Source organism: Streptomyces sp. ISL-10 (assembly GCF_018614575.1).
Taxonomy (GTDB): Bacteria; Actinomycetota; Actinomycetes; order Streptomycetales; family Streptomycetaceae; genus Streptomyces.
On record NZ_JAGGOJ010000007.1, the window covers coordinates 187,352 to 208,199 of the forward strand.

Annotated in this window: 22 protein-coding genes; 12 read left to right on the top strand and 10 right to left on the bottom strand. The window is 72.1% G+C overall.

Features of this window, described 5'->3' with window-relative positions:
* Window positions 1-837: a transglutaminase-like domain-containing protein gene (locus tag J7E88_RS07520; protein WP_215178563.1), complete on the bottom strand. Its 837-nt coding sequence runs from the start codon at window positions 835-837 to the stop codon at window positions 1-3.
* 17 nt (window positions 838-854) lie between these two features.
* The gene (locus J7E88_RS07525; RefSeq protein WP_215178564.1) at window positions 855-1,850 is read right to left on the bottom strand and encodes a GNAT family N-acetyltransferase; all 996 of its coding nucleotides are present in this window, start codon (window positions 1,848-1,850) and stop codon (window positions 855-857) included.
* Window positions 1,851-1,964: 114 nt separating this feature from the next.
* Between J7E88_RS07525 and fdxA the strand changes: the two genes are divergently transcribed.
* Together fdxA and dapC are read left to right on the top strand one after the other, a co-directional pair.
* Window positions 1,965-2,285 carry a ferredoxin gene (gene fdxA / locus J7E88_RS07530; protein WP_003985062.1) on the top strand — a complete coding sequence of 107 codons (321 nt, stop codon included), beginning with the start codon at window positions 1,965-1,967 and terminating at the stop codon, window positions 2,283-2,285.
* A gap of 176 nt (window positions 2,286-2,461) precedes the next feature.
* Window positions 2,462-3,556 carry a succinyldiaminopimelate transaminase gene (gene dapC, locus J7E88_RS07535; RefSeq protein ID WP_215178565.1) on the top strand — a complete coding sequence of 365 codons (1,095 nt, stop codon included), beginning with the start codon at window positions 2,462-2,464 and terminating at the stop codon, window positions 3,554-3,556.
* A gap of 87 nt (window positions 3,557-3,643) precedes the next feature.
* Here dapC and J7E88_RS07540 read toward each other — a convergent pair whose 3' ends face one another.
* Both J7E88_RS07540 and J7E88_RS07545 read right to left on the bottom strand, forming a co-directional pair.
* On the bottom strand, window positions 3,644-4,162 hold the full coding sequence (locus J7E88_RS07540) for an ATP-binding protein (RefSeq protein WP_215178566.1): 519 nt from the start codon (window positions 4,160-4,162) through the stop codon (window positions 3,644-3,646).
* Between the two features lie 309 nt (window positions 4,163-4,471).
* The gene (locus J7E88_RS07545; RefSeq protein ID WP_374196245.1) at window positions 4,472-5,443 is read right to left on the bottom strand and encodes a hypothetical protein; all 972 of its coding nucleotides are present in this window, start codon (window positions 5,441-5,443) and stop codon (window positions 4,472-4,474) included.
* A gap of 30 nt (window positions 5,444-5,473) precedes the next feature.
* Between J7E88_RS07545 and dapE the strand changes: the two genes are divergently transcribed.
* Both dapE and J7E88_RS07555 read left to right on the top strand, forming a co-directional pair.
* Complete coding sequence (gene dapE / locus J7E88_RS07550) at window positions 5,474-6,553, top strand: succinyl-diaminopimelate desuccinylase (RefSeq protein WP_215178568.1); 1,080 nt, start codon at window positions 5,474-5,476, stop codon at window positions 6,551-6,553.
* A gap of 131 nt (window positions 6,554-6,684) precedes the next feature.
* Window positions 6,685-7,437, top strand: a complete 753-nt coding sequence (locus J7E88_RS07555; RefSeq protein WP_215178570.1) for a TIGR00730 family Rossman fold protein — start codon at window positions 6,685-6,687, stop codon at window positions 7,435-7,437.
* A gap of 71 nt (window positions 7,438-7,508) precedes the next feature.
* Here J7E88_RS07555 and folP read toward each other — a convergent pair whose 3' ends face one another.
* Entirely contained in the window at window positions 7,509-8,369 is an 861-nt protein-coding gene (folP, locus tag J7E88_RS07560; protein WP_215178572.1) for a dihydropteroate synthase, read from the bottom strand.
* A gap of 119 nt (window positions 8,370-8,488) precedes the next feature.
* Here folP and J7E88_RS07565 point away from each other — a divergent pair, with 119 nt between their 5' ends.
* Both J7E88_RS07565 and J7E88_RS07570 read left to right on the top strand, forming a co-directional pair.
* Window positions 8,489-8,842 (top strand): hypothetical protein, encoded by a 354-nt coding sequence (locus J7E88_RS07565; protein WP_215178574.1) that lies wholly within the window; start codon window positions 8,489-8,491, stop codon window positions 8,840-8,842.
* Window positions 8,839-9,426, top strand: a complete 588-nt coding sequence (locus J7E88_RS07570; RefSeq protein ID WP_215178576.1) for a DNA-3-methyladenine glycosylase I — start codon at window positions 8,839-8,841, stop codon at window positions 9,424-9,426. Before J7E88_RS07565 ends, J7E88_RS07570 begins: the two co-directional genes overlap by 4 nt.
* A gap of 262 nt (window positions 9,427-9,688) precedes the next feature.
* Here the strand turns inward: J7E88_RS07570 and J7E88_RS07575 are convergent, their stop codons facing one another.
* Complete coding sequence (locus tag J7E88_RS07575; RefSeq protein ID WP_215178578.1) at window positions 9,689-10,489, bottom strand: enoyl-CoA hydratase/isomerase family protein; 801 nt, start codon at window positions 10,487-10,489, stop codon at window positions 9,689-9,691.
* Between the two features lie 312 nt (window positions 10,490-10,801).
* On the opposite strand from J7E88_RS07575, the gene J7E88_RS07580 reads away from it, so the two are divergent.
* On the top strand, window positions 10,802-10,969 hold the full coding sequence (locus tag J7E88_RS07580) for a DUF3117 domain-containing protein (protein WP_215178580.1): 168 nt from the start codon (window positions 10,802-10,804) through the stop codon (window positions 10,967-10,969).
* A gap of 702 nt (window positions 10,970-11,671) precedes the next feature.
* On the opposite strand, the gene J7E88_RS07585 is transcribed toward J7E88_RS07580, so the two are convergent.
* Window positions 11,672-12,349 carry an O-methyltransferase gene (locus J7E88_RS07585; protein WP_215178985.1) on the bottom strand — a complete coding sequence of 226 codons (678 nt, stop codon included), beginning with the start codon at window positions 12,347-12,349 and terminating at the stop codon, window positions 11,672-11,674.
* A gap of 141 nt (window positions 12,350-12,490) precedes the next feature.
* Here J7E88_RS07585 and sigE point away from each other — a divergent pair, with 141 nt between their 5' ends.
* From sigE to J7E88_RS07610, 5 genes are all read left to right on the top strand, one after another.
* Window positions 12,491-13,261: an RNA polymerase sigma factor SigE gene (sigE, locus tag J7E88_RS07590; protein WP_215178582.1), complete on the top strand. Its 771-nt coding sequence runs from the start codon at window positions 12,491-12,493 to the stop codon at window positions 13,259-13,261.
* Complete coding sequence (locus J7E88_RS07595) at window positions 13,258-14,205, top strand: zf-HC2 domain-containing protein (protein ID WP_215178583.1); 948 nt, start codon at window positions 13,258-13,260, stop codon at window positions 14,203-14,205. The genes sigE and J7E88_RS07595 overlap by 4 nt, the downstream gene beginning before the upstream one ends.
* Before the next feature lie 104 nt (window positions 14,206-14,309).
* Window positions 14,310-16,085 carry a S1C family serine protease gene (locus tag J7E88_RS07600; RefSeq protein ID WP_215178585.1) on the top strand — a complete coding sequence of 592 codons (1,776 nt, stop codon included), beginning with the start codon at window positions 14,310-14,312 and terminating at the stop codon, window positions 16,083-16,085.
* Window positions 16,086-16,196: 111 nt separating this feature from the next.
* Window positions 16,197-16,658, top strand: a complete 462-nt coding sequence (locus J7E88_RS07605; protein WP_215178587.1) for a sec-independent translocase — start codon at window positions 16,197-16,199, stop codon at window positions 16,656-16,658.
* Window positions 16,659-16,787: 129 nt separating this feature from the next.
* A complete protein-coding gene (locus J7E88_RS07610; RefSeq protein ID WP_251022266.1) occupies window positions 16,788-17,486 on the top strand; it encodes a hypothetical protein in 699 nt (232 codons plus the stop codon).
* A gap of 188 nt (window positions 17,487-17,674) precedes the next feature.
* On the opposite strand, the gene J7E88_RS07615 is transcribed toward J7E88_RS07610, so the two are convergent.
* Genes J7E88_RS07615 through J7E88_RS07625 form a run of 3 tightly spaced genes read right to left on the bottom strand, consistent with a single transcriptional unit; the run spans window position 17,675 to window position 20,704 of the window.
* Window positions 17,675-18,808, bottom strand: coding sequence for an Mrp/NBP35 family ATP-binding protein (locus tag J7E88_RS07615; RefSeq protein ID WP_215178596.1), 1,134 nt, complete (start codon window positions 18,806-18,808; stop codon window positions 17,675-17,677).
* A gap of 44 nt (window positions 18,809-18,852) precedes the next feature.
* A complete protein-coding gene (locus J7E88_RS07620) occupies window positions 18,853-19,449 on the bottom strand; it encodes a DUF1003 domain-containing protein (RefSeq protein ID WP_215178598.1) in 597 nt (198 codons plus the stop codon).
* Window positions 19,442-20,704: a magnesium transporter MgtE N-terminal domain-containing protein gene (locus J7E88_RS07625; RefSeq protein WP_215178600.1), complete on the bottom strand. Its 1,263-nt coding sequence runs from the start codon at window positions 20,702-20,704 to the stop codon at window positions 19,442-19,444. The genes J7E88_RS07620 and J7E88_RS07625 overlap by 8 nt, the downstream gene beginning before the upstream one ends.
* Window positions 20,705-20,848 lie beyond the last annotated feature (144 nt).

Consider the following 20,848-nt stretch of genomic DNA (forward strand, 5'->3'; position numbering starts at 1 on the left):
TCAGTTCAGCATCGCCCGAGCCGCCCGTGCCCGGCCCCTGATCGCTTCGGCCGCCGTCGGCTCGACCGCCGACACCACATCCGCGTACGCCTCCATCTCCACCGCGCCCGCCGCGAAATCACCGCGCTGAACCAGCAGTTGGGCGCGCTCGTAGCGCAGCCTGGCCGGGTGCGCGGGGAGCAGGAGGAGCAGGTCGAGCGCCCACAGGGCGACGTCCGAGCGCTCCGGGCGGGGCGCCGCCCAGGCACGGATGTTGTTCAGGATGCGTGAGACCACCGCGAGCGGGTCCGCGGGCGTCAGCATCGACGGGGTCAGCGGCGCGCCCGTGGTGCTGGTGACGAGCAGTTCGGTGTCCGTGGCCGTCAGCAGCCGGCCCGCGGCGAATGGGTCCGCCAGCACCTGCGCGTCCGCGTCGCCGAAGCCGACCACGAAGTGGCCGGGCAGGGCGACCCCGTACACGTGCCCGCCCGCCCGGCGGGCGACCTCCGTCCAGATCACCGAGAGCAGGATCGGCAGGCCTCGGCGGCGGCGCAGCACCTCTTGCAGCAGCGAGGACTCAAGGTGCTGGTAGTCGCCGGGCGTGCCGTGGAAGCCCTCGCGGCCGCCGAGCAGGTCCGCCAGTGCCGCCGCCCAGGCCTGCGGTGTGGTGAGCCCGTACGGCACCGCCCCCGCGAGGCGGTCCAGTTCGATCTGGGCCTCGTCGATACCCTCCTCGTCCAGCGCGGGGTCCGCCTGTGTGCCGATGAGCAGGCACAACAGGGCCAGGTCGGGGCGTTCGGCCCGTGCCTCCTCGGCGAACCGCTCCCGCCGGGGCTGCCGCCACGCGTCGTGCTGCATACGCTTTTCGTACCCGTCTACGCCGCGCGGAAGTGGTGGTAGTGGTGATGGACCGCGAAGCCCATCGCGCCGTACAGCGCCCGGGCCGCCTCGTTGTCCGCCTCCACCTGGAGCCAGGCCGCCGACGCGCCCTCCTCCAGCGCGCGGCGGGCCAAGGCCGCCATCACCGCCGTCGCAAGACCCTGACGGCGGTTCTCGGGGTCGACCTCCACGGCCATGAAGCCCGCCCAGCGTCCGTCGACCACACACCGGCCGATCGCCGCGGGCACCTCCCCGGTGCCCGGTATCGAGGCGAACCACACCGAAGGGCCGCTGCCCAGGACCTGGAGCACATGGGGCCCCGGCACACCGGCGCGGTTGTAACGCCGCAGCCACGCCTCGTCGACGGTGCGCGCCAGCCGCACCCGCGTGACGTCCGCGTCCAGATCGCCGAGCTGCGCCAGGCCGCCGACCTGCACCTGCGCCGACACCTCGCGCTGCCAGCCGCGCTCCTCCAGCTCGGCGCACAGCTCCTCCTGGGTGCCCGCAGCGCCGGTCGCGGTCTGCACATAGGCCGGGAGCCCGCGCCGCCCGTACCACGCACGCACCCGCTCCAGCGCCGCGTCGAGGTCCATGCCCGGGTCGCCGAGCGGCAGCACCGAATTGGCGCGCCGGGTGAATCCGTACGCCGCCCGCAGCTCCCAGTCGCCGAGCCGTTCGCTCTCCACCGGCTGCCAGGCCCTGGACGTCACCCGCGCCAGCTCCTCGAAGCCCGCCGCGGGTCCCCGTCGCCGGGCCGGTGCCGCGGGCACGACCTTGCCCGCGACCAGGGAGGATTCCGCGATGCGGACGGTTTCGCCGGTCCTTCGTGTGATCAGCAGCACACCGGAGGTCCATGATGTGAGAACACCGACCGTGTCGGTGAACTTCGCACCGGGACCGCCGGCCGGGTCCAGGGTCCGTACGGACACTCGTTTCCCCACGTCATCAGGTGTAATACGGATCTCGAGTCGTCCGCCGGCAGTGAATTCCACAGCTCTGCGAGCCCCTCCTGTTCGGATCGTTGCCAAGAACGGAGATACTAGGGGCGGGCATCGACGACGCCGCGCTCCCGCGCAAGCCAGCCCTTACCGAGGAGGAACGACAGCGTGACCTACGTCATCGCGCAGCCTTGTGTCGACGTCAAGGACAAGGCGTGCATCGAGGAGTGCCCCGTCGACTGCATCTACGAGGGCTCTCGGTCCTTGTACATCCACCCGGACGAATGCGTCGACTGCGGTGCTTGTGAGCCGGTCTGCCCCGTGGAGGCCATCTTCTACGAGGACGACACCCCGGAGGAGTGGAAGGACTACTACAAGGCGAACGTCGAGTTCTTCGACGAGCTCGGCTCGCCCGGTGGTGCCTCCAAGCTCGGCCTGATCGAGCGCGACCACCCCTTCATCGCCGCGCTGCCGCCGCAGAACGGCTGATCGGCCGCCACGACTGATCCGGTCCCGCAGGGTGCAGCCCGCGGGCGGATCGGCCGCTGAGCCGCTGATCCGTCGCGGGACGGCAGATCCGATCCGCATCCTCCGGTCCCGTACGGCTCGTCGTCCGTACGGGACCGAGGCGTTTGACGCCCACGTACCAGAAAGCGAGCGCCGCCGTGGCCTCAGTCTCTTCGCGCCTCCCCGTCTTCCCCTGGGACAAGCTCGAGCCGTACAAGGCGACGGCCGCGGCCCATCCGGACGGAATCGTCGACCTCTCCGTCGGCACGCCCGTCGACCCGGTGCCCGTGCTGATCCAGCGGGCCCTCGTGGCAGCCGCCGACTCACCCGGCTACCCGACCGTGTGGGGCACGGCCGCCCTGCGGGACGCGCTGGTCGGCTGGGTCGGCCGGCGGCTCGGCGCGGTGGGCGTGGCGGACACCAATGTCCTGCCTGTCGTCGGCTCCAAGGAGCTGGTGGCCTGGCTGCCCACACAGCTCGGACTCGGGCCGGGGGACCGGGTCGCCTACCCGCGGCTCGCCTACCCCACGTACGAGGTCGGCGCGCGCCTGTGCGGGGCGGACCCCGTGGTGTACGACGATCCGACCGAGCTCGACCCGGCCGGGCTGAAGCTGCTGTGGCTCAATTCGCCGTCCAACCCGACCGGCAGGGTGCTGGCCAGGGACGAGCTGATCCGGATCGTCGCCTGGGCGCGCGAGCACGGGGTGCTGGTCTTCAGCGACGAGTGCTACCTGGAACTCGGCTGGGAGGCCGAGCCGGTGTCCGTGCTGCACCCGGACGTGTGCGGCGGCAGGTACGAGGGCGTCGTCGCCGTCCACTCGCTCTCCAAGCGCTCCAACCTGGCCGGTTACCGGGCCGCGTTCATCGCCGGTGACGCGGACGTGCTCGGCGAGTTGCTCCGGATCCGCAAGCACGGCGGGATGATGACCCCCGCGCCCGTGCAGGCGGCGACCGTGGCGGCCCTCGGCGACGACGCGCACGTCACCGAGCAGCGCGCCAGGTACGCCGCCCGCCGCGCCGCCCTGCGCTCGGCGCTGGAGACGCATGGATTCCGCATCGAGCACAGCGAGGCCAGCCTCTACCTGTGGGCGACCCGCGACGAGCCGTGCTGGGAGACCGTCGCCCACCTGGCGGACCTCGGCATCCTGGTCGCGCCCGGTGACTTCTACGGCGAGGCGGGAGAGCGCTTCGTCCGGGTGGCGTTCACGGCGACCGACGAGCGGGTCGAGGCGGCCGTGAAGCGCCTGGGCTGAGTGCCTTCCAATAGATGCGCCAAGGGCCCGGGAGCTGTGCTCCCGGGCCCTTCGTGTTCACCCGCCGGCCGACGGGCGGGCAGTGGATCAGCCGCCCAGCGGCAGACCGCCGAGAGTGCTGGTGGGCAGTCCGCCACCGCCGAGGGAGTCGGTGGGCAGTCCGCCGCCCTTGGCCGCGCCGCCGACCAGACCGCCCGCCTCGCCGGTGGTCTCACCGGCGGCCTCCTTGACGACCGGAGCAGCTGTCCCGGCGGCCGTGCCGACGGTCTTTGCCGCGACCGGAGCAGCAGTCTTGGCGGTCTTGCCGACGGTCTTGGCCGCCACGGGAGCAGCAGTCTTGGCGGCCTTGCCGACGGTCTTGGCCGCGACAGGCGCGGCCTTCTCGGCCGACTTGCCGCCGACCTGGCCGGCCACCTCGGTGGTCTCCTTCGAGACACCGTCGACCGTGTCGTCGACGGTGTCCGTGTCGAGGGCCGTCAGGCCGCCGACGGGGGCCTGGGGGACTTCCACGGCGCCTGCGGAGCCGGCCGCACCGACCACGGGAGCTGCACCCGCCGCGATGAGCAGCGCGGCACGGGCGATCCGACGGGTCAGGGGGAGGGACATGATGCTCCTTGAAGCGAGAGGACGTTCGGACTGTGCGTGGTGCGTGATCGTGCTGTCCGGCGTACGGACGTCCTGACAACCGCGAGGAGGGCGGGGGAAGTTGCGGTGCCCCCGGGTAAAGAATTGGTAACGCGTCGCATAATCGGTTTCGTCGGAAAACGGGCAAACGCTGCGATGTCCGTTACGGTGATGAACCGTCACTTCCCTTTCACTGCAAGGGATTCGGTGAGGGCGTGCGAGCAAGCGCGACGGGGGTGCGCGGTCTTCGCGCGCGGTGAACGGACTGCTTCGTTCGGGGGAGTAGCCGGACTACTGTGCGACGCGGATGCGGACGTCGCCGGTGCCCTGATCGGCGGTGCCACCGCCGGGCGTACCCGCTCCGGTAGGGCCGCTCGCGCCGGCGGGCTCCTTCCGCCACCCCTTTCCGGACTCCGCCGCGCTCCAGACCCGGCCTCCGTACGAGATCTCCGTGATGCGCAGCGCGTCCGCCCGGGCCACCGCCCAGTGCGCGAGCTCCCAGCCGCGGGGAGACGCCCCGCCGTTGTCCGCCGCCGTGGACGGCACCGGGACGGTGAGCTCCGCCGTCTCGCGCACGCCGGTGTTCCCGCGCCCCGCACCGCCGCGCGGCAGTACCTCCGCGCCGAAGGCCCGCACCAGTTCCGCGCGCAGCTTCGCCGGGTCGCCGGCCTTGCCGCCGTCCCTGGACTCACAGGTCAAAGTGGCCGCCGCCCGGCCCGTGAGCGCCGCGGCCAGCAGCGTGGCGTCCGGCTCGTGCTTCGCGTACGCCTGCGGGAAGCCGCTGCGCTGCACGCGCTGGGCGGCCACGGTCAGCGGCAGCCGCGAGTAGCCGGGAACCTCGGCGAGGTGGTCGTAGAACTTCCCGGCCGAGTAGACCGGGTCGAGGATCTGCCGCGGCGTCCCCCAGCCCTGGGAGGGGCGCTGCTGGAACAGGCCGAGCGAGTCCCGGTCGCCGTGCTCGATGTTGCGCAGGGCCGATTCCTGGAGGGCGGTCGCCAGCGCGATGGTGACCGCGCGCTGGGGCATGCCCCGGGTGGTGCCGACCGCGGAGATGGTCGCCGCGTTGTCCGCCTGCTCGGCCGAGAGTTCGTACGACGTGCCGCTGCCCTCCGTCGTGCGCACGACACAGCGTGGCGGGCCGCCGCCGGTGACGTACTGCACGACGACGTAGGCGATGAGAGCCAGCAGCACGAGGAGCGCGGCCGCGAAGCGAAGGAGGCGGCCGCGCCGGACGGAGGAGGCGGTCTCGGACACGACGCCCACGTTACTGGAGGTGGCGTTAGGGTCTGAGTCATGCCCGAAACCGTGCTTGACCTCACTCTGGACGGCCCGGCGCTCACCGCCGCGCTGGTCGACTTCCGCTCGGTCAGCGGCGAGGAGAAGCCCCTCGCCGACGCGATCGAGCAAGCCCTGCGTCTCCTGCCGCACCTGACCGTCGACCGGCACGGCAACAACATCGTGGCCCGTACGCACCTGGGCAGGGGCGAGCGCGTCGTGCTCGCCGGGCACATCGACACGGTTCCGGTGGCGGGGAACCTCCCCTCGCGGCTCGACGAGAACGGCGTCCTGTGGGGCTGCGGCACCAGCGACATGAAGTCGGGCGTCGCGGTCCAGCTGCGCATCGCCGCCACCGTCCCCGAGCCGAACCGCGACCTCACCTTTGTCTTCTACGACAACGAGGAGGTCGCGGCACATCTCAACGGTCTGGGGCATGTGGCCGAGGCCTGTCCCGACTGGCTGACGGGCGACTTCGCCGTCCTCCTCGAACCGTCCGACGCCCAGGTCGAGGGCGGCTGTCAGGGCACGCTGCGGGTGCACCTCCGCACGGAGGGCGAGCGCGCGCACTCCGCCCGCAGCTGGATGGGTTCCAACGCCATCCACGCCGCCGCTCCGATCCTCGCCCGCCTCGCCGCGTACGAACCGCGCCGGCCGGTGATCGACGGGCTCGAGTACCGCGAGGGCCTCAACGCCGTCGGCATCGAGGCAGGTGTGGCCACCAATGTCATCCCCGACGCCTGCACGGTGGTCGTCAACTACCGGTACGCGCCCGACCGCAGCATGGAAGAGGCCGAAGCCCATGTCCGTGAGGTGTTCGCCGACTGCGGAGTGAGCGAGTTCGTGGTGGACGACCACACCGGCGGCGCGCTGCCCGGCCTCTCGCACCCTGCCGCGGCCGCGTTCATGGCCGCGGTCGGCGGCACCGCACAGCCCAAGTTCGGCTGGACCGACGTCTCACGGTTCAGCGCGCTCGGTGTGCCGGCGGTCAACTACGGCCCGGGTGACGCGCTCTTCGCCCACAAGCGGGACGAGCACGTGGCCGTCGACAAGATCACACACTGCGAGCAGCGGCTGCGGGACTGGCTCACCGCCTGACCCGCCGGGCGCCCCCGGCGGCCGTGCTTTCCGCCATCGCATTCTGGCGGATCGCCCTTATTTCGCCATTCTTCACGTCCGCCGCCCTACCCTGGCCCGAAGAAAATGATGTCCGGCGGAGGGAGCAGGTCATGAGCAGCAACTCCGAGGGTTTGCGCGCGCTGGAGGAGCAGCGACTGGGACCGGTACTGCGCCGCAGGGGACAGGTCCAGCCGACCACCACCGATCAGCGGCTGCTGGACACCGAAGGCGACTCCCAGTGGGTGCACACCGACCCCTGGCGGGTCATGCGCATCCAGTCGGAGTTCGTCGAAGGCTTCGGCGCACTCGCCGAACTGCCCAGCGCCATCAGCGTTTTCGGCTCCGCCCGCACCCTTGCCGGCACGCCGGAGTACGAGGTGGGCGTGCAGCTCGGCAGGGCGCTGGTCGGCGCGGGCTTCGCGGTGATCACCGGCGGCGGCCCGGGCGCCATGGAGGCGGCGAACAAGGGCGCCCGGGAGGCCAAGGGCATCTCCGTCGGCCTCGGCATCGAGCTGCCCTTCGAGCAGGGCATCAACCCGCACGTCGACATCGGCGTGAACTTCCGCTACTTCTTCGTCCGCAAGACGATGTTCGTGAAGTACGCGCAGGGCTTCGTCGTTCTGCCCGGCGGCCTCGGCACCCTGGACGAGCTGTTCGAGGCGCTCACCCTCGTCCAGACGCGCAAGGTCACCCGCTTCCCGATCGTCCTGTTCGGCAGCGAGTACTGGGGCGGCCTGGTCGACTGGCTGCGCAGCACCGTGGTCGCACAGGGCAAGGCGTCGGAGCGTGACCTGCTGCTCTTCCATGTCACGGACGACGTGGAAGAAGCCGTGGCCATGGTCACCAAGGAGACGGGCAGGTAGGCCCGTTCGTCACGCCCGCCCCGACCCGGCATGCTCCGGACGCCTACGGCGGCGTGCCGGGCGGACGGCCGTCAGGCCAGACCGCGCCGGGCGACCTTGGGCGGACGCCGGCCCGCGATCGACGCCACCATGTCGAGCACCTGCTTGGTCTCGGCCACCTCGTGCACCCGGTACACCTGCGCACCGAGCCAGGCCGAGACCGCGGTCGTCGCCAGCGTGCCGAGCACCCGCTCCTTGACCGGCTTGTCGAGCGTCTCGCCGACGAAGTCCTTGTTCGACAGCGAGACCAGCACCGGCCAGCCCGTCCGCGTCATCTCGTCCAGTCTGCGGGTGGCCTCCAGGCTGTGCCGGGTGTTCTTCCCGAAGTCGTGCCCGGGATCGATCATGATCCCGTCCCGGCGCACGCCCAGCTCGACCGCCCGCTCGGCGAGAGAGACCGTGACCCGCAGGATGTCCGCCATCACGTCGTCGTAGGCGACCCGGTGCGGCCGCGTACGGGGCTCGGCGCCGCCCGCGTGCGTGCACACCAGACCCGCGCCGTACCGCGCCGCGACCTCCGCGAGCCGGGGGTCCACCCCGCCCCACGCGTCGTTGATCACATCCGCCCCCGCCACGCACACGGCCTCGCCCACCTCGTGCCGCCAGGTGTCGACGCTGATCACCACGTCGGGGTGCCGGCGGCGGACCTCGGCCACGAAGCCGACCGTGCGCCGCGCCTCCTCGTCGGCGCTCACCTCCTCGCCGGGGCCCGCCTTCACCCCGCCGATGTCGATGATGGCCGCACCCTCGGCCACCGCCTGCTCGACCCGGGAGAGCGCGGGCTCGTCGCGGAACGTGGCGCCCTGGTCGTAGAACGAGTCGGGCGTCCGGTTCACGATCGCCATGATCACCGGCTCGTGCGCGTCGAACTCGCGCCGTCCCAGCCGCAGCATCCGCAGTTTCCTCCTCAGATCGTCCGCCCTGCGACCCTACTGTCAGTGTCCCGTGGCACGATCGGCACGGGACGGTTTCCACCCGGGGTGTCCCCGGGTCTTCGGGGAGAGGGTCGCTCGTGTTCTTGTTCTTGCTGATCGCGATGGTCGTGGTCGTCGCCGCGGTCACGCTCGCCGTGGTCGGCGGCGGCGACAGCGCGGCCCTGCCCGATGCGGCGCCGGAGCAGCCGGCCGACCCCCTGCCGCTGCACCGCCCTGTGGGCCGCGCCGACCTCGACGCCCTGCGCCTGCCCGTGTCCCCCCGGGGATACCGGATGGTGGACGTCGACGACGTCCTGGACCGGCTCGGGGCCGAGCTCGCCGAGCGGGACGCGCGCATCGCCGAGCTGGAGTCGGCGCTGGCCGGTGCACAGACGACGGCGGGTGACCGCCGCGACCTGTTCACCAAGCCGGGCGAGGAGACGGACCGATGACGGGCGGTGCCCTGCCCGGCCCCGACGGCGCACCGCGCTGCCCCTGGGGCCTGTCCTCCGAGGACTACCTGGCGTACCACGACGAGGAATGGGGCCGGCCCGTCCACGGCGACGACGCCCTGTTCGAGCGGCTCTGCCTGGAGGCCTTCCAGTCCGGCCTCTCCTGGATCACGATCCTGCGCCGCCGAGAGGGCTTCCGCACGGCCTTCGACGGCTTCAAGATCGCGTCCGTCGCGGCGTTCACCGACGCCGACGAGGAGCGCCTCCTCGCCGACGCCGGGATCATCCGCAACCGCGCCAAGATCGAGGCGGCCGTGGCCAACGCGCGCGTGCTCGCCGACTGGCCCGCCGGCGAGCTCGACGCGCTCATCTGGTCCTACGCCCCCGACGCCGCACAGCGCCCCGTCCCCCGGACGCTCGCCGATGTGGCGCCCGTCAGCGACGAGTCCACCGCGCTGGCCAAGTCGCTCAAGAAGCGCGGCCTGCGCTTCATAGGCCCGACGACGGCGTACGCGCTGATGCAGGCATGCGGCCTGGTCGACGACCACCTCGCCGACTGCGTGGCCCGCGGCCGCCGGGGCTGAGCCGTATCCGCAACGTCTCACCTGGCTCGCGACGCCCGGCTCCCCATGGCCTCCGGCGCCGTAGCCCTGCGGCCATGGGAGGCGCCCCACGCTGCGCGGGCCAAAGACCGAGTAGCTCCGCGACGAGGGCTTCCGGCCGCCTCACCGATCTGCGACCGGCTCGGCCGCGGAAGCCCCGTAGCCCTTCCGGCACGGTGGGATCCCCGGCACCGACGCCGCGGACCGCGCCCTGCGGGCGGACGACCATACGGCGCGAATACTCCTAGCGGCCCAGGTACCTGGGCGCTTCCTTCGCCAGGAAGGCCTGCACGGCGATCGCGTGGTCCTCGGAGGCACCCGCCTTCGCCTGGAGCTCCTCCTCCTTGTCCAGCGCCTCGCTGAGCGAACGGTCCGCGCCGTACGCGAGCGACTCCTTGAGCGCGGCGTACGCGACGGTCGGCCCCTCGGCCAGCCCCCGGGCCACGGCCGCGGCCTCCGCCGCCAGCTCGTCGGCCGGGACGAGGCGGTTCGCGATGCCCCAGTCGTACGCCTCCTGGGCGGAGAACGAGCGCGGGAAAAGCAGCAGATCGGCGGCCCGGCTCCGGCCGATCAGCCGGGGCAGCGTCCATGAGACGCCGGAGTCCGCGGTCAGCGCCACACCCGCGAACGACGTCGTGAACTTGGCGGTGTCGGCGACGATCCGGTAATCGGCGGCGAGCGCGAAGCCGAGACCCGCGCCGGCGGCCACGCCGTTGATGCCCGCGACGACCGGCTTCGGCATCCCGGCGAGGGCGCGGACGATCGGGTTGTAGTGCTCGCGCACCGTGCTCATGGTCTGGCTGCTGCCCGTCTCCCGGTCGGCGGCGAGCAGCTCCACATGCTCCTTGAGGTCCTGCCCCACGCAGAACGCCTTGCCCGTCGCCGTGAGCAGCACCGCGCGCACGGCGGGATCGGCCGCGGCCGCCTGAGCGGCGTCGCGCAGCGCGACCTTCGCCTCGACGTTCATGGCGTTCATGGCCTCGGGCCGGTTGATCGTGATCGTCGCGAGTCCGTCGTTCACGTCGTACAGCACGGCGTCGGCCATGGCGGGTCCCCTTTGCGGTCAGGACGGCAGTGTCGAGGCCCAGCATGGCGGAGATCACCGGGTCAGGACATGTGACCTGCGTCAAAGAATCCTCGTCGCGACGGCTGCGGACGGTGGCGAAGTATCGCAGGCGGATCGCCGAATTGGGTGGTTTTGCGAGAGCGCGTTGCGTAAGCGATGCCGACTGATGTTGGTCTTTGGGTCCCGCCATGCGGGATAATGGCCTGGAAGCAATGTGTTCGATGCCGGTGACACAGCACCTCTCATGGGGCCGCCGGCTGCGATGAGCTGGTTTCAGGAAGGGGAACGAGCATGGCGGCCATGAAGCCGCGGACGGGCGACGGCCCGCTCGAGGTGACCAAGGAGGGGCGGGGCATCGTCATGCGCGTTCCGCTCGAAGGCGGCGGTCGGCTTGTTGTCGAGCTGACTCCGGACGAAGCGAACGCGCTGGGCGACGAGCTCAAGAAGGTCGTCGGCTGACACGCCCTGATCTTTCGCACTGCCCCGGGCACGAAGGTGCCGGGGCAGTGCGTTTTTTTTGGGGCGTTCCGGCAGGCTGCGACGCCCACGCGGCGAGGGCGCCGCGGCTCACCTGCGGCGGCGCTGCATGGCGATGAGCGCCGCGCTCGCCCTGCGGCGGGCCGCGCTGTGCTGTGGCGTCAGCACACGGCCGGCCGGCCGGACGGGCCGCACGGCCCACGAGCGCTCCGCGGCAGTGCCCCACGGCGCCGAGCGCCAAGGGTCACCCCCGGCCGCAGACCGCAGGTCCCACGAGCGTGCCGCCGCTCGTCTTCGGCGGGGTGACAGGACGAGGGCCGCGCTCACCTGCGGCAGCGGAGCATGGCCACGAGGGTGCCGTGCTCACCTCGGCTGGGCCGCACGGCCACGAGGGCTGCGGCTCACTTGCGGCGTGGGCCCCATGGCGACGAGCGCCGCGCTCACTTGCGGCGTGGGCCGCATGGCCACGAGGGCCAAGGCTCCCGTGATGCGGGCCCCGCGGCCGACGAGCGCACTCACCTGTGGCGGGGCTGTGCGGCGACGGGGGCCAAGTTCCCTGTGGCGGGGCCGTATGTCCATGAGGGTGCCGCGCTCACCCCAGGCAGCGCTGCATGGCGGTGAGGGCCGCGCTCACTGCGGCGTGGGCCGCATGGCCGGGCCGCACCCCCCAAGAGCGCGCAGCGCTCACCCGCGGCGGACCGCGCAGAGCAGGCCGTCGCCCACCGGGAGCAGGGTCGGGAGCAGCTCCGAGCTCTCCCGGACCGTACGCAGCAGCTCCCGCACCCGCAGCACCTCCGACGGCTGGGCCGCCGAGTCCACCGTGCGGCCGTCCGCGAAGACGCCCTCGAAGCAGACGAGCCCGCCCGGACGCAGCAGGCGCAACGATTCAGCGAGGTAGTCCAGCGACTCCGTACGGTCCCCGTCGCAGAAGACGAGGTCGTATCCGCCGTCGGCCAGCCGCGGCAGCACGTCCAGCGCACCGCCCGGGATGAAGCGCGCGCGGTTCCCCGCGAAGCCCGCCGCGCGGAACGCCTCCCGCGCGAACTGCTGGCGCTCCGGCTCCAGATCGACCGTGGTCAGCACACCATCGGGCCGCATGCCCTGGAGGAGATAGATCCCCGAAACGCCGGTCCCGGTCCCGATCTCCGCGACGGCCTTGGCGTCGGCGGCGGCCGCCAGCAGGCGCAGCGCGGAGCCGGTGCCGGGCGACACCGAGGGCAGCCCTGCCTCCCGGGCCCGCTCCCGGGCCCAGCGCAGAGCGTCGTCCTCGGCGACAAAGGCGTCGGCGAACGCCCAGCTCGTCTGCCGGTTGGCGGTAATGACCCTCTCCTGTCCCCGTAGGTGGCGCGACGCTGACTGTATCCGCTGCGCCGGGAACCCGCAGATGGGACCGGACGTTGGAGAAGGACGGGGGGAGTTGGGGGGGAGCACATGGATCGAGGCCGGCAGCAGGACCCAAATCCACGTAAAAATTCTTATCCGGAGCTAACGGGCGAGGTGGCTATGGTAGGGGCTCCACTGGACACCACCAGAGCTGACAGGGGAGGTGCGGCTGCACCTGCGGATCGGACCGGAGTGCTCAGGCGCTTCCTCAGGTCGGTGGGTGAGCCCAAATCCGTGACCAACATTGCTGACCGTTCCGTGCCCTCCGACTCCGTAGCCACCGCGACCTTCGCATCGGATGCGGAATCGCAGGCGTGGACCCCTCCCACCTGGGAGGAGATCGTCAGCACGCACAGCGCTCGGGTCTACCGCCTGGCCTACCGCCTCACGGGGAACCAGCACGACGCCGAAGACCTCACCCAGGAGGTGTTCGTCCGCGTCTTCCGCTCGCTGTCGACGTACACCCCCGGCACGTTCGAGGGCTGGCTCCACCGCATCACGACCAACCTCTTCCTGGACATGGTCCGCCGCAAGCAGCGCATCCGCTTCGACGCCCTCGGCGACGACGCGGCCGAGCGCCTGCCCAGCCGCGAGCCGTCCCCCCAGCAGGTCTTCAACGACACCCACTTCGACGCCGATGTCCAGCAGGCGCTGGACACCCTCGCACCGGAGTTCCGCGCCGCCGTGGTGCTCTGTGACATCGAGGGGCTGTCGTACGAGGAGATCGCCGCGACCCTGGGCGTGAAGCTCGGCACCGTTCGCAGCCGTATCCACCGCGGCCGCTCGCATCTGCGCAAGGCCCTGCAGCACCGGTCTCCCGAGGCCCGTGCCGAGCAGCAGCGGCAGCCGGCGGGTGTGGTCTGCCTTGCCGTGGAGGGCGGGACGGCGTGAGCGGCACCAGTCCGACCCCGGCGGAGCAGCATCTGGGGGACCGACTCGCCGCGCTTGTCGATGGCGAGCTGAAACACGACGTGCGCGACCGTGTCCTCGCGCATCTGGCGACCTGCCCCAAGTGCAAGGCGGAGGCGGACGCCCAGCGCCGACTGAAGAGCGTCTTCGCGCAGTCCGCGCCGCCGCCGCTGTCCGAGGGGCTGCTCGCCCGGCTCCAGGGCCTGCCGGCGGAGCCCAGTGTCGACGACGACCGCGGGGGCCCCTTCGGTGGCCGCTCCGGCGACGGTGCGCTCGGAGCTCTGAACCCGTCCGCGGGACATACCCGCGAACCGCGCGGGGAGACCTTCGGGTACGTCCCCGGGGGCGCGCACGCGGCCGTCCTGCCGGGAGCGGGCGGCGGCTTCCGCATTCACGAGGTGGGCCGCGGGGACGCTGAGCGCTCGCCATGGCGCGGCAGACGTTTCGCGTTCGCCGCGGCCAGCGCCGTGTCCTTCGCCGCCATCGCGCTCGGCGGAGCCGTCCCCCTGGACGTCTCCGGTGAGACGAGCGCTCGTGGCCAGGGCGCCGGCAGCAAGGTGACCCCCGTGCGCACCTCCGCCGGGCCGAGCGGATCCTCTTCCGGTGCCACGACGACCGGCGGCGTGGTCTCCCTGCGCGGCACGGAGGGCGACCGGCGCCGCAGCACGGTGGGCACGCCGGTCAGGCCGGGCAGCGGCCCGTTCCGCGCCGTCGCGCCCACAGCACCCCCCGCCCCGCAGCACGCGCACCCGTACACCGCCGCGCTGCTCATGTACGACTCCACCGCCCTCCCGCCGCTGATACGGCCCACGGCGTCGGCGCTCCCGCCTGCCACCGACTCCGGGGCGTCGCCGTCCGCCACCCCGGCCCCGACACATCTCGCGGCTCCGACGGCTCCTCACTCGTCGTTGGCGCCCCCGCACTGACGGCACCAAGGACGGGCCCCTGCGCACGGATTCGCAAACCTGGTTGAATCCTGGGTGCGTGCCCCGCGGGGGTACCGCAGTGGCCGGCAGTTTGCGGGGAGAGCATGGACGACGGGAAGCCCACCGAACCGAAGGCGAAGTGGTGGAGCCGCCCCAGTGCGGGACGGGTGACGGCCTCCGGGCCCGAGCAATCCGCTGTGGCCGACGCACAGCAGTCGGCCACTGAGCCCGAGGCGAGCCCGCAGTCGGCGGCCGAGGCGACGGTCCCGGTGGGCGCGACGCAGTCCGCCGAGCCGAGCACCGCGGACACGGTCGTCGTTCCTCCGCCGACCGCCGCGCCGCCCGCCTCCCGGCCGACGCCCCTGCACGAGCCCGACGCGTACAGCACCCCGCCCTACGGCGGCCCGGGCCCGTGGGCCCCGGCGCCCCCCGTGCAGCGGCCCGTCCCGACCCCGGCACAGGGCACGCCCGTGCCTCCGCAGTACGCGGCTCCGCAGGCACCACAGGCACCGCAGGCAGTGCCGCCCGTGTCGCTGGACGCGCAGACCGCGCCGCTGCCGCCCGTGCGGCCCGAGCCGGCCGCCCAGCAGCCGTCCGTACCCCAGCAGCCGCAGCAGCCGCAGCCGACCGCTCCCCACCACCTCCACCAGCCGCAGCCGCAGCCGCTGCCGCCCGAGCGGCCGCAGCCGCTGAACTCGATCTGGCTCCAGTACGACCCGTGGAGCGCACCGGGCCGGCCGTTCACCGAGCCCGGCGAGCCCGCCGCCAGGAAGCGCAGGCGCGGCCCGCTGCTCGTCGGCGCGCTGGTCATCGCGCTCGTCGCGGGCGGTATCGGCGGTGCAGTCGGTGCGTACGTCGAGCGCAACGGCGGCATCACCCAGGTCGAGCTCCCCCAGGCGGACCGCGAGAGCAGGGACCGTGCGCCCGACAGCGTCGCCGGCATCGCGGCCAGCGCCCTGCCCAGCGTCGTCACCCTGCACGTCAGTGGCGGCGGCGAGCAGGGCACGGGCACCGGCTTCGTCCTCGACAGGCAGGGCCACATCCTCACCAACAACCATGTCGTCGACCCGGCCGGTACCTCCGGCGACATCACGATCACCTTCAGCGGCGGGGAGACGGCCGAGGCCACCCTCGTCGGCAAGGACAGCGGATACGACCTCGCGGTCGTGAAGGTCACCGGTGTCTCCGGCCTGAAGCCGCTGCCGCTCGGCAACTCCGACAACGTCCGCGTCGGTGACCCCGTCGTCGCGATCGGCGCCCCGTTCGACCTCCAGAACACCGTCACGTCCGGGATCATCAGCGCCAAGGAGCGCCCCATCACGGCCGGTGGTGAGAAGGGCGACGGCAGCGACGTCAGCTACGTCGACGCACTCCAGACCGATGCCCCGATAAACCCGGGCAACTCCGGCGGTCCGCTCGTGGACAGCAAGGCGCGGGTCATCGGCATCAACAGCGCCATCCGGGCCGCCGACACCGGAGTGGGGGCCGACGGCGGCCAGGCCGGTTCGATCGGTCTCGGCTTCGCGATCCCGATCAACCAGGGCAAGCGCGTCGCCGAGGAACTGATCAACACCGGCAAGGCCACACACCCGGTGATCGGCGTCAGCCTCGACATGAAGTTCACCGGGGACGGCGCGCGCGTGGGCGAGAAGGGCAAGGACAACACCCCGTCCGTCACCGCCGGCGGCCCGGCCGACAAGGCCGGAATCCGGCCGGGCGACGTCATCACCAAGGTCGACGGGCAGCGGGTGCACAGCGGCGAGGAGCTGATCGTCAAGATCCGCGCCCACCGGCCGGGCGACCGGCTGGAGCTCACCCTCACCCGCGGCGGCGACGAGCGGACGGTGACGCTGACCCTCGGTTCGGCGGACAGCTCATGACCATCTGCGCGGTGCCCGGACAGTACCGGGGCGACAGCTCCGACAGGTACCGTGGAGCCGGTCCGGACCTCATCCGACCTGCGGGCCGCAGAGAACACGAGGAGCAGCAGGGTGTTCAATGACATAGGCGGACTGGAGCTGGTGGCTCTCGTCATCCTCGCCGTGCTCGTCTTCGGCCCCGACAAGCTGCCGAAGGTCATTCAGGACGCTGCCCGCTTCATCCGGAAGGTCCGCGCGTTCTCCGAGAGCGCGAAGGAGGACATCCGCAGCGAACTCGGGCCGGAGTTCAAGGACTTCGAGTTCGAGGACCTCAACCCGAAGGCGTATCTCCGCAAGCAGCTCGCGGAGAACGAGGACCTCAAGGACCTGAAGGAGCTCCGCAGCAGCTTCGATCTCAAGAAGGAGATCAACGAGGTCGCGGACGCCGTCAACGGCAAGGAGCTCTCCGGCGTGTCGGAAAGCGCCGTCCCGGCCGCGGTGAACGGTTCGCCCGCGGGCGGCCCCGACCTGCTCAAGAAGCGCGAGGGCGCCGATCGCGACGAGCGGCCGCCGTTCGACGCGGACGCCACCTGAGCACGCCCGAGCACTGTCATCCCCTGCGCACAGCGACGGGATGGCTATTCTCTCCATCTGTCCGGCAGTGAGGACGCCCGAGGGGGGCGGGTCCGCTGAAGGCACGAACGACAGAGGAGGCGGCCGGAGATGGCGACGACGAGTGGGGTGACGGCGCAGGACACGGCCGGCGCTGCGTCGGCCCAGGGCGGCAGCGGCCCCCGCACGACTGTGGGGGGCACGGCTGCGGCGGCCGCTCGGCGTACGGCCGACGGTTTCAGGAGTGCCGGCTTCCCCTGGTACGGGCTGGACGAGGCCTTCACCGGCCCGCGTCGGCTGATGCAGGTGGGCACCGCCGCGGACGGCACCGTCCAGCACGGCGCGATCGGCCACGGCGACGAGCCGTCGATACGGTCCGAGGTCGCCGGCGCGGAGAAGGAACGCTTCGCCGTGGTCGTGACCGTCGCGGCGAGCCCGCTCAGACGCAGCGGCGACGGCACGGGCGTCCTGGACGCCACGACGGCCTCGTCCGCGGCCTTGCTGGCCGGTTCGGGGCTGCTGGCGCACACCTGGCCGCCGCAGCTGGACCACTGCCTGCGTGACGACTGGCTGGACCAGCAGACGGAGACCGCGTTCGAGCTCGCGCACGACCTGGCGGGCCCCGCGTGGTCGACGCTGTCGCTGCCGGTCGACGGGGTGCCCACGCCGTTCCACTACCGGGAGTCGGAGTTCGGCTGGGTGCTCGCCGGGACGACGGGGAACGGCGTGCACATCGGCGCGTACGGGCGCGGGATGAGCGCGTACGGGCTCGGGTTCTCGGTGGTGCGGGACGTGTCCGCGTACGCGTGACGGGCGGGGCCTGCCCGACCGTTCCGTACCCGCCCTCCCGGACGGGAGATCCGCCCGGGAGGGCGGCCGAGGACGCGGCCGGAGGCCGTACGAGGCGACCACCGGAGGCCGTACGGCGCCGGGGCACGGCCGACGTCGGTCACGGCCCCGGTCACCGCGCGGTCAGGGACTGACCCCGCCGGACCCCGTCAGAACTTGTTGCGCGGCGTGATGCCCAGGCTCATGCCCGACAGGCCGCGCTGGCGCCCGCCCAGCTTGCCCGCGATCGACCGCAGCGCCGACCCCGCGGGGGAGTCGGGGTCGGTCAGCACGACCGGCTTGCCCTCGTCGCCGCCCTCGCGCAGCCGTACGTCGATCGGGATCGAGCCGAGCACCGGCACCGTCGTGCCGGTCGTCCGTGACAGGCCGTCGGCGACCCTCTGGCCGCCGCCGGTGCCGAAGACGTCGACCATCTCGTCGCAGTGCGGGCACGGCAGCCCCGACATGTTCTCCACGACGCCGACGATCTTCTGGTGCGTCTGGACCGCGATGGACCCGGCCCGCTCGGCGACCTCGGCCGCCGCCTGCTGCGGGGTGGTGACCACCAGGATCTCGGCGTTCGGCACGAGCTGGGCGACGGAGATCGCGATGTCGCCGGTGCCCGGCGGCAGGTCGAGCAGCAGCACGTCCAGGTCGCCCCAGTACACGTCCGCGAGGAACTGCTGGAGCGCGCGGTGCAGCATCGGGCCGCGCCACACCACGGGTGCGTTGCCCGGGGTGAACATGCCGATGGAGATGACCTTCACACCGTTCGCCGACGGCGGCATGATCATGTTCTCGACCTGGGTGGGACGGCCGTCCGCGCCCAGCATCCGCGGCACGCTGTGGCCGTAGATGTCGGCGTCCACGACACCGACCTTCAGGCCGTCGGCGGCCATCGCGGCCGCCAGGTTCACGGTCACCGAGGACTTGCCGACGCCGCCCTTGCCGGAGGCGACCGCGTACACCCTGGTCAGCGAGCCGGGCTTGGCGAACGGGACCTCCCGCTCGGCGGTCGTGCCCCGCAGCGAGGCCGCGAGGTCCTTGCGCTGCGCGTCGCTCATCACGTCGAGCGAGACGTCGACGCGGCTGACGCCGTCGACACGGGCGACCGCGTCGGTCACGTTCTTGGTGATCGTCTCGCGCATGGGGCATCCCGAGACGGTGAGGTACACCGTGACGGCGACCGTGCCGTCGTCCCCGATGTCGACCGATTTCACCATGCCCAAGTCGGTGATCGGTCGGTTGATCTCGGGGTCGTTCACTGTCGCCAGTGCCTCGAGCACCGCGTCTTCCGTAACCATAGAGACGATGGTACGGCGCTGCCTCCCGCCTCGGGAAAGCCCTGTCAGCGGTCGCCTTCGTCACGGTGCCCGGGACGCTCGGACGGGAATACGGTGCGCCGCTCCTCCAGCTCCTTGATCAAGTCCTCGAACTCGGAGCGGATCCAGTCCCGCGTCGCCACCTCGCCGAGGCCCATCCGCAGGGCCGCGATCTCCCGCGTCAGATACTCGGTGTCGGCGATCGACCGCTCGTTCTGCTTGCGGTCCTGCTCGTAGGTGACCCGGTCCCGGTCGCCTTGGCGGTTCTGGGCCAGCAGGATCAGCGGGGCGGCGTAGGAGGCCTGGACCGACAGCGCGAGCGTGAGAAAGATGAACGGATACTGGTCGAAGCGCAGCTCTTCGGGCGCGAAGATGTTCCAGCAGAGCCACACGATGATGGTCACCGTCATCCAGACGATGAACCGACCGGTGCCCAGGAACCGTGCGATCTTCTCCGAGAGCCGCCCGAACGCCTCGGGGTCGTATTCCGGCAGCAGGGTGCGGCGCGGCGGGCGCGGCAGGTCCAGCCGTACACGTGCACGCGACGCGGCGCTCGCGCCCGCCGGCATGCGCTCGCGCGGCTCGCCCCGCTCGGTCGATCCGAGCTCTCCGCCGCTACCCATGGGCGGACTCCTCGAACTCGGTCTCGCGCCAGTCCTCGGGCAACAGATGGTCGAGCACGTCGTCGACGGTGACGGCGCCGAGCAGCGAGCCGCTCTCGTCCACGACCGGCGCGGCCACCAGGTTGTACGCGGCGAGGTAGCTGGTGACGTCGGGCAGCGGGGTGCCGGGCGACAGGGGCGGCAGATCGCTGTCGACGATCGAACTGACGAGGGTGAACGGCGGGTCCCTCAGCAGCCGCTGGAAGTGGACGGTGCCCAGGAACTTGCCCGTCGGCGTCTCGTCCGGCGGCCGGCAGACGTACACCTGGGCCGCGAGCGCGGGGGAGAGGTCCGCCTGACGGACGCGCGCGAGCGCGTCGGCGACCGTGGCGTCCGGGCGCAGCACGATCGGCTCGGTGGTCATCAGGCCGCCCGCCGTGCGCTCCTCGTAGGACATCAGCCGGCGCACGTCGGCCGCGTCGTCCGGGCGCATCAGCGTCAGCAGCCGCTCCTTGTCCTCCTCGGGCAGCTCGGAGAGCAGGTCGGCCGCGTCGTCGGGGTCCATGGCCTCCAGCACGTCCGCCGCGCGCTCCTCCTTGAGCTTGCCCAGGATCTCCACCTGGTCGTCGTCCGGGAGTTCCTCCAGCACGTCGGCGAGCCGGTCGTCGTCGAGCGCGGCGGCCACCTCGGCGCGCCGCTTCGGCGAGAGGTGGTGCAGGACGTTGGCCAGGTCGGCCGGGCGCAGCTGCTCGAAGGTGGCGAGCAGGCTCTCGGCGCCCTGGCCGTGCTCCTCCAGCGAGAAGCCGGTGACCGCGGACCATTCGACGGTCAGCGCCTCGCCCTTGCGGCGCAGCGCCCCGCCCTTGCCCTTGCGGACGAAGACCTTGTCGATCTCCCAGTCGCGGCGGGCGGGCAGCTGCTGGATCGACACGTCGAGGACCGTGACCTCCTCGCCGCTGTCCACGAGGCGCACCCGCCGGTCCAGCAGTTCGCCAAGGACCAGGCGCTCGGTCGGGCGCTGTTCGAAGCGGCGCATGTTCAGCACGCCCGTGGTGATGACCTGACCCGATTCCACGCCCGTGACGCGGGTCATCGGCAGGAAGATACGGCGGCGGCTGATCACCTCGACGACGAGGCCCAGCAGCCTGGGCGGACGCCGCCCGACGCGCAGCATCGCCACCAGGTCGCGTACGCGGCCGACCTGATCACCGTTGGGGTCGAAGACGGGTACGCCCGCGAGGTGCGAGACGAAGACCCGGGGGGCGCCTGCGGCCATGCCGCCCCTCCTTACCGGGATGCCGTTGTTCGACTGATTCAGGTGATTCAGGCTAGCCCGTACCGTTCACGGCCGCCCTGTCTCACGTCCGTACGGCTCTCTGCAAGACCGCGCATCCGGCACGGGTACGCTGCGGTCTGCCAT